Origin of the sequence: Duganella flavida, from assembly GCF_009857445.1 — a bacterium.
Taxonomy (GTDB): domain Bacteria; phylum Pseudomonadota; class Gammaproteobacteria; order Burkholderiales; family Burkholderiaceae_D; genus Rugamonas; species Rugamonas flavida.
The window spans coordinates 203,778-217,810 of sequence record NZ_WWCN01000012.1; the positions used below are offsets into that span (position 1 = coordinate 203,778).

Annotated in this window: 11 protein-coding genes and 1 tRNA gene; 4 read left to right on the forward strand and 8 right to left on the reverse strand. The window is 57.8% G+C overall.

Annotation, left to right across the window (positions count from 1 at the left end):
• Positions 1-64: 64 nt before the first annotated feature.
• Positions 65-1,945: a WD40/YVTN/BNR-like repeat-containing protein gene (locus tag GTP46_RS29900; protein WP_229259023.1), complete on the reverse strand. Its 1,881-nt coding sequence runs from the start codon at positions 1,943-1,945 to the stop codon at positions 65-67.
• Positions 1,945-3,372: a GDSL-type esterase/lipase family protein gene (locus GTP46_RS29905; RefSeq protein WP_229259024.1), complete on the reverse strand. Its 1,428-nt coding sequence runs from the start codon at positions 3,370-3,372 to the stop codon at positions 1,945-1,947. The genes GTP46_RS29900 and GTP46_RS29905 overlap by 1 nt, the downstream gene beginning before the upstream one ends.
• A 300-nt stretch (positions 3,373-3,672) precedes the next feature.
• On the opposite strand from GTP46_RS29905, the gene GTP46_RS19470 reads away from it, so the two are divergent.
• Positions 3,673-4,401, forward strand: a complete 729-nt coding sequence (locus GTP46_RS19470; protein ID WP_161008280.1) for a PEP-CTERM sorting domain-containing protein — start codon at positions 3,673-3,675, stop codon at positions 4,399-4,401.
• 67 nt (positions 4,402-4,468) lie between these two features.
• Complete coding sequence (locus GTP46_RS19475) at positions 4,469-5,266, forward strand: sterol desaturase family protein (RefSeq protein WP_202414346.1); 798 nt, start codon at positions 4,469-4,471, stop codon at positions 5,264-5,266.
• Here the strand turns inward: GTP46_RS19475 and GTP46_RS19480 are convergent.
• Positions 5,241-7,535: an ATP-binding protein gene (locus tag GTP46_RS19480; protein WP_161008281.1), complete on the reverse strand. Its 2,295-nt coding sequence runs from the start codon at positions 7,533-7,535 to the stop codon at positions 5,241-5,243. The two genes, GTP46_RS19475 and GTP46_RS19480, sit on opposite strands and share 26 nt — an antisense overlap.
• A gap of 195 nt (positions 7,536-7,730) precedes the next feature.
• Here GTP46_RS19480 and GTP46_RS19485 point away from each other — a divergent pair, with 195 nt between their 5' ends.
• Positions 7,731-8,003 (forward strand): YciI family protein, encoded by a 273-nt coding sequence (locus GTP46_RS19485; protein WP_202414347.1) that lies wholly within the window; start codon positions 7,731-7,733, stop codon positions 8,001-8,003.
• Positions 8,004-8,014: 11 nt separating this feature from the next.
• Here GTP46_RS19485 and GTP46_RS29910 read toward each other — a convergent pair whose 3' ends face one another.
• On the reverse strand, positions 8,015-8,491 hold the full coding sequence (locus GTP46_RS29910; RefSeq protein ID WP_229259025.1) for a low molecular weight protein tyrosine phosphatase family protein: 477 nt from the start codon (positions 8,489-8,491) through the stop codon (positions 8,015-8,017).
• Between the two features lie 219 nt (positions 8,492-8,710).
• On the opposite strand from GTP46_RS29910, the gene udk reads away from it, so the two are divergent.
• Entirely contained in the window at positions 8,711-9,352 is a 642-nt protein-coding gene (gene udk, locus GTP46_RS19495; RefSeq protein ID WP_161008283.1) for a uridine kinase, read from the forward strand.
• Between the two features lie 857 nt (positions 9,353-10,209).
• Here udk and GTP46_RS19500 read toward each other — a convergent pair.
• The 4 genes from GTP46_RS19500 to GTP46_RS19515 all read right to left on the reverse strand — a co-directional run bounded on the left by GTP46_RS19500 (position 10,210) and on the right by GTP46_RS19515 (position 13,979).
• Entirely contained in the window at positions 10,210-10,797 is a 588-nt protein-coding gene (locus tag GTP46_RS19500; RefSeq protein WP_161008284.1) for a hypothetical protein, read from the reverse strand.
• Positions 10,798-10,979: 182 nt separating this feature from the next.
• Positions 10,980-11,750, reverse strand: a complete 771-nt coding sequence (locus GTP46_RS19505; RefSeq protein ID WP_161008285.1) for a TIGR04255 family protein — start codon at positions 11,748-11,750, stop codon at positions 10,980-10,982.
• A 705-nt stretch (positions 11,751-12,455) separates the two neighbouring features.
• Positions 12,456-13,676, reverse strand: coding sequence for a tyrosine-type recombinase/integrase (locus GTP46_RS19510; protein WP_161008286.1), 1,221 nt, complete (start codon positions 13,674-13,676; stop codon positions 12,456-12,458).
• 213 nt (positions 13,677-13,889) lie between these two features.
• Positions 13,890-13,979 (reverse strand) — tRNA-Ser (locus GTP46_RS19515).
• Positions 13,980-14,033 lie beyond the last annotated feature (54 nt).

Here is a 14,033-nt window from a genome sequence, read left to right on the forward strand (position 1 = left end):
GATGGTGCAGATATGAAAAATTTCGCTTTATCCATAACGAAATTAACTAAATTCTTTAAAGAAATTACGTTTTTGGCTTGCCGAACACGATGCCGCGACCGGCCGTGCTCATGTAAACCAACCCAAAAGTGTTCATATCGCCCACCACAAACTGCGCGTCGCCGGGGCCGCCGTACTGATGTTGATCGTCGTTGATGCGTAGCCAGGAGGCGCCGCTGTCGGTGGACCGGAACACGCCGCGTACGCCGCCGACCTCGCCCCAGATGTAGACCGCCGGATAGCTCGCACCTGGCGCGGCCTTGCCAAAGCCGACTGCCGCCGCGTAGCTGACGCCTTTCAGCTGCGTGAAGCTGGCGCCGGAATCAGTGGTGCGGGCAAGGCCGCCGTCATACAGCGCGATCCAGACATCGCCATCGCGGCCCGGCACGGCCCGTAAGGCTTTCGACCCTTGCGCTGATGGCAGCGCGGCTGCGGTTGGCGCGAAGCTGGCGCCGCCGTCGGTGCTGACCAGCAGGCGGTCATCGGCCAGTGCGTAGAACTTGCGCGGATTAAGCGGATCGGCCACGGCGCGGCCGCGCTGTGTGTGCAAGCCTTGCACCTCGCTCCACGTTGCGCCTTCGTCGACAGTGCGGTAGCAAGTGGTGGATTTTTCCGGGCAGTGCAGCAGCACTTTGCCATCGGCGCCCAGCGCCAGCTGGCCCTTCACACCGTTCATGCTGGCAGTCTTCTTCCAGCTGATGCCCATGTCGTGCGAGATGTAAATGGCGCTGCCGGCGCGCGCCACCACCTTCGGATCCCGCGCTGCGTAGTCGAGGCCCCACGTGGTGCCCATGGTCGGCGTGTGGATAGGCGAGTATTGCGTAACATCGGTGTGACGGAAGCCATCGTAATCACCGATGGCGGAAATCACCGGACCGCCGGGAATACTGACCAGATTCAGCGGCACCGATTCTTCCAGCCCCATATCCTCGAACTTCCACACCGGCTTGTCCGCATGGATGTCGGTCGACATGAACACGCCGTTGCCGGAGACGACCATCAAGCGCCGCGTATCGAACGGATCGAACTCGATGCTGGCGGTCCAGTGGATGAAGCTGCCTGCGATCCAGCTGACGCCGTTGCTGTCGATCTGTACGCCGTTGGCGACGATGCTGTTCCAGCGCTTGCCGCCGTCCAGCGTTTCGTAGAACTGGTCGCCGATGCCGCCGCGCATTTGGTAATGCGAAATGGTAGAGACGATCATGCGCTGCGGGTTGGCCGGATCGGCCGTGATGCCGGAGTAGGCGCGGTTCAGCGACGGCGAGATATCGGCCCAGCGGCCGCTGGCGATGTCGTACTGCCACACGCCGCCCTCTTCCAGGCCTTCGCCCTTGGCCTTGTCGGCATGCGGTCCGGCGCCCTGTGCGAACGTGACCACCAGCTTGCCATTGACGGCCACCGCACGGCCGGGCATCAGCTTGCTTGGGCCGCCTTGCATCAGGCTGAAGCTCTTGCCGCCGTCGGCCGAGACGTACATATTGTCGCCATAACGCGAAACGCCGACGAAGATTTTTCCGCCGTCCAGCAGCACGAAGCTGATGCCATTTTTGTTGTTGGTGGTGGTGACATCAAGGCCGGCTAGCCTGTGCCACGTCAGGCCTTCATCGGTGCTCTTGAACAGGCCGTTGGCGCGCGTGCCCACGTACAGGATCTTGCCGTTGTGGGGATCGACCTGCAGCTTCTCGCCGTTGCCGCGCCCCATGCCGTTGCCGTGGATTTTGAACTGGCTGGTGACGTCGATGCGCTTGAAGGTCTGGCCGTAATCGTCGGACTTGAGGATCGCGCTGGCGCCGCCGTTGAGATAGGCAATGCCAGCGGACAGGTACAATTTGTTGGGCGAGGATGGATCGATGGCCAGCGATTCGATCCCGAGCAGGCCGGTGTCCTTATCGGACACCCAGTCCATCAGCGGAATCCAGCGTTTTTTTTTACGTCCCAGCGATAGGCGCCGCCGACATCGGTACGGGCGTAGATCAGGTCTTTCTCGGTCTTGCTGGTAATGAGGCCGGAGACGAAGCCGCTGCCGCCGATCGAGACGTTATCCCACGCGTACTGCGTGGATGCCGGCAGCAGCCTGGCCAGTTCCGGCGCCATGGCCTTGGCCCAGATTGCGTAGCCCTTCTCGTTCGGGTGCAGCAAGTCCGGCATGATGTCGCGCGACAGCGTGCCGTCCGCTTGCAGGAAGGCCTGGTTCAGATTGGCGAAGAACACCTTCTGATTATCGGCATAGCCAGCGATGATGGTGTTGATCTTGTCGTTCAGCTGGCGCAGGTCGTCGTCCGGCTTTTCGCCACGCGGGAAGATGGCCAGCAGCAGGATTTTGGTATTCGGCAGGCGCTGCTGCAGCTCTTCGATATTGCGCTTGATGCCTTGGGCCGTGATCGTCGCACCATCCTGGCGATGGCCGGTGTTATTGGTGCCGAACATCAGGACCGCGACTTTCGGATCGATGACGTCCACTTCACCGTGCTGCAAGCGCCACAGCACGTTCTCGGTACGGTCGCCGCCGAAGCCCAGCGCCAGACCATTCAACGGCTGGTAGTAACGCGACCAGACTGGCGCACCGCTCTTTTCCCAGCCCTCGGTAATCGAGTCGCCGATGAAAACCACTTGCGCGCTCTTGCCGAGCTTGTTCGCTTCCGCCACCTTGCTCTCATGGCGCGCGGTCCACCAGCTGATCGACCAGGACTCGTTCAGTTTGTCGGGCGTGACGGCGACGGTTTTGTAATCCGGGCAGCTGAAGTTGGGCGTGCCGCTCGGGAGATACCGCACGTTGGCGATGGCGACCTTGCCCGCACCAGTGCCATTTAGTTCGAACGGCTGCGTGACTTTGCTGAAATCGTCGCCCTCGCGATAGAAGCAGCTGGCCGACATCACCAGGTGCTGCCAGCCTTTTCCGGCTGCGGCGCGCGCCGGAATCACATACGGCACGCTACGCTCGCACTTGTCGCCGCAGCTGACGCGGAACGACAGGCCGCCGGCCGATAGCTCTTCCACGTTGACATCCAGCGCCAGCACGCCCTTGGCCAGATACGGCCGCAGATCGACCGGCTTGCCGCTCTGCACGCGCAGGCTGGCGTACCAGGCCTTGTTGAAATTCAGCGTGAGCGCATCATCCTTTTTCGCCTTGGCCGATTTGCTGACGGCGACCACGCCATCCGGCGTCTTGGGGATGGCGACGGCATCACCGTCCAGCGTCTTGCTGGTATCAAAATCGGAAATGCTGATGCGTCCGGCTTCCAGCGGATGGCCGGCATACACCTTCAATTCGTTGGGCGCTGCAATCGCGGACGAAGACACGACAGCCAGCAAGGCGGCGAGGCGGATATTCATAGGGATGTCTCACATATTTTTATGCGCACCATTGTGCTGGCGCCACACGCGCACCGCAATTATGAAATTCACCAATCCAGGCAATGATATTGAAAAGCTTCATGATGGCGAAAAAGCTAGCACGATCATTAAACCAATGACAACTCAAATTACAAAATAAAAACATTTCTATTGGCATTTATTTTTGGCACAATATTAATTCGATAAGTTTGATGCACCCTTTGATGCACCCTTAACATCAAACTTGACTAACCGATGGCGGCCGGATGCCCGCCCAAAATGCGACTCTGGAGCTTTTACATGCGTATCAAATCCCTCATGCTGGCCGTCACCGCAGCCGCCGCCCTGTGCAGCGGCGTTGCCAGCGCGTCGACCGAACTGATCACCAACGGCAATTTCGAATCCGGCGACTACGGTCAGATCAACTGGGGCGGCCATCAACTGACAGGCTGGACCACGAACGGCTACAACTTCCTGTTCAATGGCTCGAACGTGGACACCAGCGGCGTGAACGGCAGCTACGGCAACCTGCAAATGTGGGGCCCGAATAACGGTTCGGCCAACGGCCTCACCGCCAGCCCGGTCGGCGGCAATTTCGTCGCCTCCGATGGCGCGTTTGAAATCGCACCGCTGTCGCAAACGGTCAATGGCCTGGTGGCCGGCCAGCAGTACAACCTGACTTTCTACTGGGCCGGCGCCCAGCAGTCCGGCTTCACGGGCGACACCACCGAGCAGTGGCAAGTATCGCTGGGCGGCCAAACCCAGTCGACCGCTGTGAAGAGCAACGTCAACCACGGCTTTACCGGCTGGCAGAAAGAGACCTTCACCTTCACCGCAACCAACACCAGCGAAGTGCTGAGCTTCCTGGCAGTGGGCACGCCAGCCGGTGTACCGCCGTTCTCGTTGCTGGACGGCGTATCGATGACTGCCGCCGTACCTGAGCCACAAACCTGGGGCATGCTGGGTCTGGGCCTTGGCCTGGTCGGCTTTATGGCGCGCCGCAAAGCTGCCAAGACCAAGGCAGCGTAATCACGGTCAGCATCGTGCAATGCCGGGCTTTTGCCCGGCATTTTTCATTTCCTCTATCATCTGCGCCATGACACTCATCAACGATATCCTCGCCTACCTGCCCACTTTTGCGGTCAACGTGGTACGGCTGGGGGTCTGGCTGGTGCTGCTGTCGCTGGTATTTGTGCCGCTGGAGCGTTGGCTGTCGGTGCGCAAAGTGCGGCTGTCGCGCCGCGCGCTGGCGATTAATCTCGGCCTGTACTTTCTCAACAGCCTGCTGCCGGCCGCTATCCTCAGCGCGCTGATGGCGGTGGTCGCCGTTGGCGCGCAAGCTGCGCTGCCTGCGGCCCTGCCCGCCGCTGTGGGCGCGCTGCCGCTGGTGATCAAGCTGCTGTTGTCCTTGCTGATCGCGGAGGTGGGCTTTTATTGGGGCCACCGCTTGAGCCACAAGCTGCCGTGGCTGTGGCATTTCCATGCGGTGCATCATCAGCCTGAGCATCTGTATTTCCTGATTAATACCCATGCCCATCCGGTCGATATGATCGTCACCCGTTTGTTCGGCATGACGCCGTTATACATCCTGGGCCTGGCCGGCGCCAGTGCGGGTGGCAGCGTCACGCCGGCACTGGTCATCATCATCGGCACCGTGTGGGGATTTTTCATCCACTCCAACTTGCGAGTGCGGCTCGGCCCGCTGGAATCGCTGATCGCCACGCCGGCCTTCCATCATTGGCATCACACCAGCATTGCGCCGCTGGACCGTAATTTTTCATCGACGCTGCCGTTCCTCGACCGTGTATTTGGTACCTGGTATCTGCCCGATAGCTGGCCGCTGGCATACGGCATCGCCAACGCCCCGGTTAAGCCATCTGAACCGGCGAACTAATCTCCGCCAAAGTCTGCGCCAGCTCGCTCCGGAGTATCGCAAGATGGGGCGTTACGGCGGCGAGTTCACCGGCATCGGCCAGCTTCTCGATCTGGGCGCAGCAAGCGTGTAGCGTATCGGCGCCGAGGAATGCGGCCCCGCCCATCAGGCTATGTGCCGCCAGGGCCACCATCATGGCGTCGCCATCGGCCACGCCTTGTCGCGCCACCGCCAGCAAGCGCGGCCCTTCGATCAGGAAGGCAGAGCGCAGAGCCTGATACAGCTTGCCCCCTTCTTCCGCTGGCCGCGCGCCGGACACCGGCAACTGCGCTACGCCGAACATGGCATCCAGCTCCGCCAGCGGTGGTGCGCCTGCAGCGATGGCGTGCTGCTCGCCAACCAGCGGTTTGCCCTGCGCCAGCAAGGCATCCAGCTGGCGCGCGATCTCGGCGTGCAAATCCACTTCATCAATAGGCTTGGGCAGGAAGCCACTGGCGCCGGCTGCGAGGAAGCGCTGGCGGTCCTCGGTCGTGGCGTTGGCCGTCAACGCGATGACCGGCAAGGTAGCGTCGCGTACACCGTCCAGCCCGGCACGCAGGCGCTGCAAGGCGGCCATGCCATCCAAGCGCGGCATGCGGCCGTCCATGATGACCAGGTCATAGTCGTAGGCGGCCAGTTGTTCCAGCGCGGCCTGTCCGTCCTCGGCGATGGTGACGGTGTGGCCCATCTCGCCCAGCAGCTCGCGCAAGATGACTTGGTTGGTGCTGCCATCTTCCGCGCACAGCACCGCAAGGCGGGCAGCGTGCGGGCGGCGGGTCTCTACGTGCATCAACGGCATCGGCGAGCCGCGCTCCAGCGGCAGGTACACGCGGAACACGCTGCCCACGCCAGGCTCGCTGCTGGCCTCGATGCGGCCGCCCATGACGGCGACGATGTTCTTGCAGATGGCCAGGCCCAGCCCAGCGCCGCCGTATTTGCGCGCTGTGGCAGTGCTTGCCTGTTCGAATTTCTGGAACAGGCGACCGAGCACATCGGGCTCGATGCCGATGCCGCTGTCGCGCACGGTGAGCATGATGCCCCGCCCTTCATCTTGCGCCACATTGACGCGCACTTCGCCGTGCTCGGTGAATTTGATGCCGTTGCCGACCAGGTTGACCACCACTTGCCGCAAACGCGTCGGATCGCCGCGCCACCAGACCGGCAGAGCCGGATCGACTTCGGCAATCAGCGTAATATCCTTGGTCTCGGCGCGGTCGGCCAACAGGCCCACCACGTCGTGCAGCAGGCCGCCGAGGTCGAAGTCCAGGATTTCCAGCGGCATCTTGCCGGCTTCCAGACGCGAGAAGTCGAGGATGTCGTTGATGATCTGCAGCAGCACCTCGGCGTTGCTCAGGCTGAGACGCAGCTTGCTGCGGGTGCTATCCGCGAGCTGGGTTTCTTTCAGGGCCGAGCGCAGCATGCCGATCACGCCACCCAGCGGCGTGCGCACCTCGTGGCTGATCATCGCCAGGAAATCGCTCTTGAGTTGGTTCGATACTTCCGCCGCCCGCTGCGCCGCAAGCAACTCCGCCTGGCGCGCCTGCGACGCGCGCAAATCGGCCTCACGCGCATGCAGCGTGACGATCTGCGCTTCCAGCGTCTGGCGGTAGCGGATTTCGTTCTCGTGGCTGCGGGCGTGCGTAGCGCGCTGGCGCGCCAGTGCGCCATCCAGGCCATGCAGCAGATAGGTGCAGGACAGCGTCAGCACGGTCGACACCAGCAGGAAATTCACGCTCAGGATGGCCCAGTGGGCGAATGAACTCACCACCACGATGGCCATGCCCGGTTCGATGCCGCCGACGTAACCGGCCAGGAACAGCGTGGCGCTACACCACAGCAGCGCCAGCATGGCCGGCACGCTGCCGATCAGCACCGTGCACAGCACCGGCACGGCCAGCAGGTAGATTTGCGACAGCGGCCCGAGGGAAAACAGCAGCACCACGGCGATCAGGTAGGCGATGGCGAGAATGCCGAGGGCACGGGTTTGATAAGCGAGGTCGCGCCGGTAGTGCAGCCAGCCGGTGCCGGCCAGCGCGATGAGGTCAGTGATCACCAACGGCCAGTGGCCCTGCCACGCGCCGCCCCACATGCTCGGCACTACGGCCAGCACACCGAGCCAGAACGCCACGGCGCACAGCCCATCCAGCAAGCGGTTACGCCAGCCCTGCAGGTCCTGGTCGCCCTCTTCCAGCATATCCGTATACCGGTGCAAGGCGGCGCGCAACACGCGTACCGGTAGGCTGTCGCTCAAGGGGAGACTCGCTATTGAGTGGAATTAGCGCCCGATTCTACTACTTTCTTAACAATCAGCAATCGCATTTGTCGAATTCTGCGGTCCTCGTTCGTCGATACAATGACAACAAACTAAGGAGAAGCCATGACACAGTATCTAGTAGCGATTCACCGCCCTCTCGGCTACGCCCCAGCCGTCTCTGAGGATGATGCAATGGGGCGCGAAATCGACGCGCTCAATGCGGAGATGAGGGCCGCCGGCGTGCGGGTTTTCGTGGGAGGGCTGGCGCCGATCGAAAGCGCCAAGTCTGTCCGGCTAACGGCAGGCGGAGCCCCGAGCGTCACCGACGGGCCATATCTGGAATCGAAAGAGTTCGTCGGCGGCTTTTGGGTGCTGGAGACGGCCAGCCTGGCGGAGGCCCTGGCGTGGGGCCGCAAGGCCGCTGTCGCCTGCCGGGCGCAGGTGGAGGTACGGGCGTTTCTTTGATCGAGTGAAAATCACTCGATCATCAGAATCGATGGCACGGTTTGCTTCAGCTGCTCAATGAGTTCGGCATCCAGGTACTGGTAGTCATCAGGAATATCAAGTACGTGGATGGGCTTAAAATCCAGGACCCGCGTGTATTCTGCTTTCAACCGCGATTTATGCTTCTCTTCCATCACCAAGATGACATCAGCCCATCGAATGTCAGCTTCTGAAACGTGGTGCCGCGCGTTGGGACTTGTGCCGCCAGACCTGACGTTCAATTGAGGATGACCACGCCACACCGCCTCCGCCGTCGGGCTTCGCCATTGATTCTTGCTGCAAACGAAAAGAACATTGGTTCGTTCGCCACTCTGTGAAACCGGCTTTTTTATGAGCTCGTTTTCGGAAACCCGAGGGTAGTCAAAACCCAGCTGCTTTGCACGCGCCAGTTTGTTTGACCTCATGTACAAGTCTTTCCAGTTCTTTTCCCGCTTACCTTCATTTTTCATATTGTTTATCGTTTCGTGACCAAAATCATAGCGCCCAGCATACCATCTTGCCCAAAAGAAAAAATGCGTAAATAATCACGATAAGGCAGGGAAATTAATCGGCGTCTCGGCGCTTCATTGTCATCGATGCGCTTTGCCGGGCCACTGCGGCATCCGCTGCAAGCCGCATTAGATCAGCCTCTCCCTGTCGATATAGCCGCAGTTCCGGTATCATTCGGCATGAATACGATTTCCTTCCAACCGTTTATTATTGGCGTCGCCGGCGGTAGCGGCAGTGGCAAGTCCACTGTGTCTCAAAAAGTACTAGCCGAGTTTGGCACTGATATGGTCTCGGTCGTGATGCAGGACGATTACTACTGCGACCAGACCCACCTCCCTCCTGAAGTCCGCCCCCAGACGAATTACGACCACCCGCAGGCTTTTGAATGGCCGCTGCTGGTGCAGCATATCCAGTCCTTGCGCAATGGTCAGGCAATCGAAATGCCGGAGTACGACTTCACGCTGCACAATCGCTCCGACCGGACCATTCCAGTCAAGCCAGCCCCAGTGATCGTGATTGAGGGCCTGTTTGCCTTGTATGACCCGGACTTACGCGACTTGATGTCGTTGAAGATTTTTGTCGATACCGCTTCCGATATCCGCTTCATCCGCCGTATGCAACGCGATATCGTCGAACGCGGCCGCTCGGTGGAAAGCGTGGTCGGGCAGTATCTGGAAACGGTGCGCCCGATGCACAAGCAATTCATCGAGCCAACCAAACGCTACGCGGACATCATTATTCCGCATGGGGCAAATGGCCCGGCGGTGGATATGATTACCACCAAGGTGGCCAGCGTTATCGGACAGTTACAGCAACCCTGATTTGAACGATCAAAAAGAGGCCGCTTCAGCCTCTTTTACTTTAAGGATCAGTACCTTCCCCCACCTTTGAAGCGTTCCCTGGTCCACACAACAATGGCGGCGATGGAGTCAGCTCTGGCGGCGATGGAGTCAGCTCTGTCATTTGGACACACGAGCAGAACGTTTGATCTAACTCAATACGGTAGCGGTTTTTTGCGCTGAACGTTGCAGCTCTATGAATGCTCGGAGGCTATATCGCCATGCGCGAAAATTAGCGCGAGAGAATAATGCCAGTAGGAATTTTTGCAGTCGCTACACGCGGCGCCTTCGGGGCGCTGCCGCGCAGCGGCAGCAAAATGGCGATTCGGAGCGGCTCGCCCCTGCAGGGGCGATGCCTTCGAATCCCCCACGCAAGGCCCGCAGGGGCCTTGCTTCTCTCCGCCAGAAATGCAAAAAGCCGCCCGAAGGCGGCTTTTTTCAATTCGAGAGGGGGATTCGAACTGAAAAGAAGCCCTTATAAACAAAGGCCTCCCTATTGTTCAGGCCGCCAGACATGGTCTTTAAAGTGGCGTTAATTACAACAAACACTGATCCGTAATCTCGATCCCAAACGTTGACTCGAAACAAGCTTCCTTGTTCAACTCAGTGGAGACATGTATGCGCAACTGTTCCCATCTCCGCCCACCGTCTCGCCTCTATTATTCAAAGTCTGCTTGTCCGCGATCAGACGTTAAACGAGAGATAGGCCCAATTTTCTAGTATTCACGCGATCGTTCCCCTCAGTAATCCAAATGCTACCCGCCGCCCCGACTCCATACCCGGTCGCTGTTGATTGTCGTTTAATCTAGAAAGGATTTAACATCACACAACTCTTCATATCAGGCAGCACTTTCAAGTTCAGGAAGACCAATTCTACTTAGGTAATACGCGAAACGACTGGAAAGATGCTCTCTAAATAAATCGTCAAGACTTGCAGTCAAATTACTTCTAAATTCAGGCCGATATGCGACGGACCTTGGAATCGTAAAATAATGCTTGAAATCGATCACAAGTTCCGGAACTTGTTTATCTTCATCCTCGACGAGGTAGTGATACCGATAGTCATTATTTTGCTTCAATCGCTTCCATTGTTCGGAGTTAAACTTCTGCATCTTTTGTTCAAGTTCCTGAAGATGCGCACCTACCCTTAACTGCGCAGCTGGATAGGCAGGGCAAAGCAAAATCGTCTGCAAAAATTTATCAGTATCAGTCTTGCACTTCTCCAAGTTATTCCTGTTTGCATAGTCATGCTCTAGATCGCACTCTTGCGACAGCACAACTGCATAAGGAAGCCTTCGTTCAGTTACCTCCAAGGCATCGTCAACAACCTCAGCCCACTCAATGATCTTTACGTCTCGCAGTACATCCCCCTGCCTATACCTATCTCCAATACTTTCGCAGTATGTTGACCGTTTACTTGATGCCATAACGCCGGACCGTCACAGTTGTTTTTCCAGATCCGTACGCATTAATGGTAGCTTTCATAGTCTTCCTAGCTTGGTCAGCAAGCGACGCCTGTGACGAATTTTGAGGAGTTTTGACAGCAGCCTTAGCATCTGTACCTGACGGTGCGGTATAGCCTTTACCACCAGTTGGTGTCGAGAAGTAACTACTCATTTTCAGGCTCCATCAATGAACGTAAATCACTACCAATACTATTTTCAAAGGTATCGGTACATAAATTGTTAAGTCGTTTAATGCAATTTTTCGTCTCGTCGACCGTGATTACACTTTGCCGGAAACTGTCGATATCCAAAATAAAATGACGCTGCACGAGCGGCGCAGGGTAATCTGGGTTTACTAGCCCATAATTCAATAGCACTTGATCTTCATCATGCTGCTCACAGACTTGATGCATCGACCTCAGTAAACGCCCACCATTAAGCGCCGGCGCCAGCGTGGCCGAAACAAGGCGTTCGTCAATGATTCCTGCCCAATCCAAAGCGCGGCCTGGCAACCGAATCTCGTTAACATATCGCAGTCCAACACGCGTGAAATGCCTCATACCAAAATTGTCGACTAGCGCGTCAAGAATAAAGGAAAACTCTTCGAAAAATGCATCAAAGCCAACGTAATCACTCGGCCCATAGGTCAGCGTTAACGCATCATGCCCTAACGCCAAACTTACAGTTCCGCCAGGACTCTTTAGAGCAGTCCAGGCAAAACCAAAATCGCGATGCACGACATCGCTAACACCATCAGCAAAGTTGAACATCATTTCGCGCAACGGCGCAGCAGAAAGATGAGGGAACCTTTCACTCACCTTGTCCAAGAACGGATTTTTCTCTTCCGTAAGAGTCAACGGGGTAGTAGGAAAATCCACCTTAATAACCACCGCAGTCAAAAAATCACGGCCATAGCACATCTGCGTTGCTGGCATTGCTCAACCTCTGTTTAATTGTTAATTTAGCACAAATTCTAGCTTAATTTAGAAGTTTAGCACGCGCGCACGCTTTGATTTAGCGATAATCGAGCGCCCCATGAATGCCCTGCCTTTGCTAACCTCCAGCGATCAATCGCCCGGTACCAAGCAAGGCTTGATCGAAGCGCTGCGTCTTCGTAAACAAGTGCTTCAGCTCGACGTACCGCTCGCGGCTGCTCGCAGCGGCAGGAGACGATAACAAACGCCTTAGTAACGCGGCGGCCCGCAGACATTGGGCCGGTTTCATTTGCATAGCGGCTAAACGATCAAACAGAGTGGCGTATTCAATGGTAGAGCCGTGCACGCCGATGACGGCGGCGCGGATGGTTGCGCGGTCGCCTTTGCGGCAGGCGCTAAGGATTTGCAAAGAGTGGGGTCGGTATTCATCACGAGGCCCTGACCAATTTTGGTAAACGGAGCGAATGCAGTCAGGCGAGCGCAGCGAGATCCGCCCCGCAGGGCAAGCCAGTTTGAGTGAAACGAAAACATGGCTTGCTACTAACCGACGACACATCGTCTACCACTATAACCAAACGCCAGCGGCGCACTCTGCGCTGCATCAACTAGCGCCTGCTATTCCTGCAAAGCACGCGCGACTCACACGCTGTCTGCGCACCAGCACAATGACCTCGGCCAGCAACGCCAACACGGGACGTGTGTGCGCTACAGGCTATCGATGTAGTCGGCCCATGCCTGCATCATGGCTTTTCGCTCGGCCAAGTACTGCGCCCTGTCGTAAGCCGCTGACAGCTTGTCGGGCGGTGCATGCGCCAGTTGCCGGTCAATGACCTCATGCCGATAGCCGAGCCGCTCCTTGATAGTGGTCATGGCCAGCGCGCGGAAACCGTGCCCGGTCATCTTTCCCTTGTAGCCCATGCGTTCTATCGACTTCAGGATGGTGTTGTTGCTGATCGGTCGAGTGTGGTCGCGCAAATTGGGGAACAAGTAGACACCGCCGCTTGTGATCGCATGCAACTCGCGTAAGAGCAGCAGCGCTTGCCATGACAGGCAAACGTGGTGGTTGGTCATATCCGGATTGACCGTGATCCGGCCACGCTTCATGCGCTGCCAAGGAATGATCCATTCTCCTTTCTCCAAGTCGATTTCACTCCAAGGTGTCTCAATCAGTTCGCTCGTGCGAACAAACACCAGCATCATCAGCCTCAAGCAGATCAACGTGGGTTTCAGCATGCGCGATTCGTTGCGCCGGATGCTGTCGAGAAATCCCGGTAAATCATCCGTGTCGATACTGGCGAAGTGACTCTGCCGCACCGTCTTCAGCACGTCCTTCATGTCCGCAGCGATATTGCGTTCGAGCAGCCCGATCTGAATGCCGTAGCTGAATATTTGCGCGCACACCGCCTTGAGCCGGTGCGCTACCTCGTGCGATCCGCGACTCTCGATCTTTCGCAAGGCATCGATCAATTCGCGGTGCCGGATTTCGTGAATGGGACGACGGCCGATAGCAGGGAAAATATCCAGTTCCAGTCTGCGCAAGGTGTTGTCGGCAGTGCGCGCACTCCATGTGGGCACTTTGTTGCCATGCCACTCGCGCGCCACCAGCTCAAAGGTATTAGATGCTTTCTCCAGAGTTTGCCGCTTCTGGTCATCGCGATGCTGGGCTGGGTCGATGCCCTGCGCCATCAGCCGCTGGGTCAAGAAGCGCTTTTCACGCGCCTCCAGCAGGCTTACGACAGGATACGCGCCGAACGAAAGTCGGTTGTAGCCTCTCCCCCGCTGTGGAAACTTCATCCGCCACAACTTCGAGCCAGTCGGCGTGATCTCGATGTACAGGCCATGCCCGTCCGTCAGCGAATAGGGCTTGTCGCGCGGTTTGGCATTTCTGATTTGAACGTCCGTCAGGGGTAGCACGCGTCTGGGCATGATGGTCTCCTCCATGCTGGTGAGCTGAAAGGACATTTGACCGTTTTTAGACCATTTAGTTTTGCGACTGCTCAGTCATGTGCCAATAAGTGGGTCAACGGATACCGGATGTTACGAGACGCTGGCGGACGCTAGCGGACGAAAAAAAACCGCAGTCTCAGAGGAGAACTGCGGTTTTTTTAATATTGCTGTGTACCTTTTTGGTACTAATTCTGGCGGAGAGAGGGGGATTCGAACCCCCGATAGGTTTGACCCTATACACGCTTTCCAGGCGTGCGACTTCAACCACTCATCCACCTCTCCAGGTCTTCCCGAACATCAGGAAGCGCCGAATTATAGCAAAGATTCCCGAGAGTA

Coding starts and splice junctions, on each gene's coding strand:
- GTP46_RS29900 (WP_229259023.1), bottom strand. CDS start 1,945: ATGGACTGGGTGTCCGATAAGGACACCGGCCTGCTCGGGATCGAATCG.
- GTP46_RS29905 (WP_229259024.1), bottom strand. CDS start 3,372: ATGAATATCCGCCTCGCCGCCTTGCTGGCTGTCGTGTCTTCGTCCGCG.
- GTP46_RS19470 (WP_161008280.1), top strand. CDS start 3,673: ATGCGTATCAAATCCCTCATGCTGGCCGTCACCGCAGCCGCCGCCCTG.
- GTP46_RS19475 (WP_202414346.1), top strand. CDS start 4,469: ATGACACTCATCAACGATATCCTCGCCTACCTGCCCACTTTTGCGGTC.
- GTP46_RS19485 (WP_202414347.1), top strand. CDS start 7,731: ATGGGGCGCGAAATCGACGCGCTCAATGCGGAGATGAGGGCCGCCGGC.
- GTP46_RS29910 (WP_229259025.1), bottom strand. CDS start 8,491: ATGAAAAATGAAGGTAAGCGGGAAAAGAACTGGAAAGACTTGTACATG.
- udk (WP_161008283.1), top strand. CDS start 8,711: ATGAATACGATTTCCTTCCAACCGTTTATTATTGGCGTCGCCGGCGGT.
- GTP46_RS19500 (WP_161008284.1), bottom strand. CDS start 10,797: ATGGCATCAAGTAAACGGTCAACATACTGCGAAAGTATTGGAGATAGG.
- GTP46_RS19505 (WP_161008285.1), bottom strand. CDS start 11,750: ATGCCAGCAACGCAGATGTGCTATGGCCGTGATTTTTTGACTGCGGTG.
- GTP46_RS19510 (WP_161008286.1), bottom strand. CDS start 13,676: ATGCCCAGACGCGTGCTACCCCTGACGGACGTTCAAATCAGAAATGCC.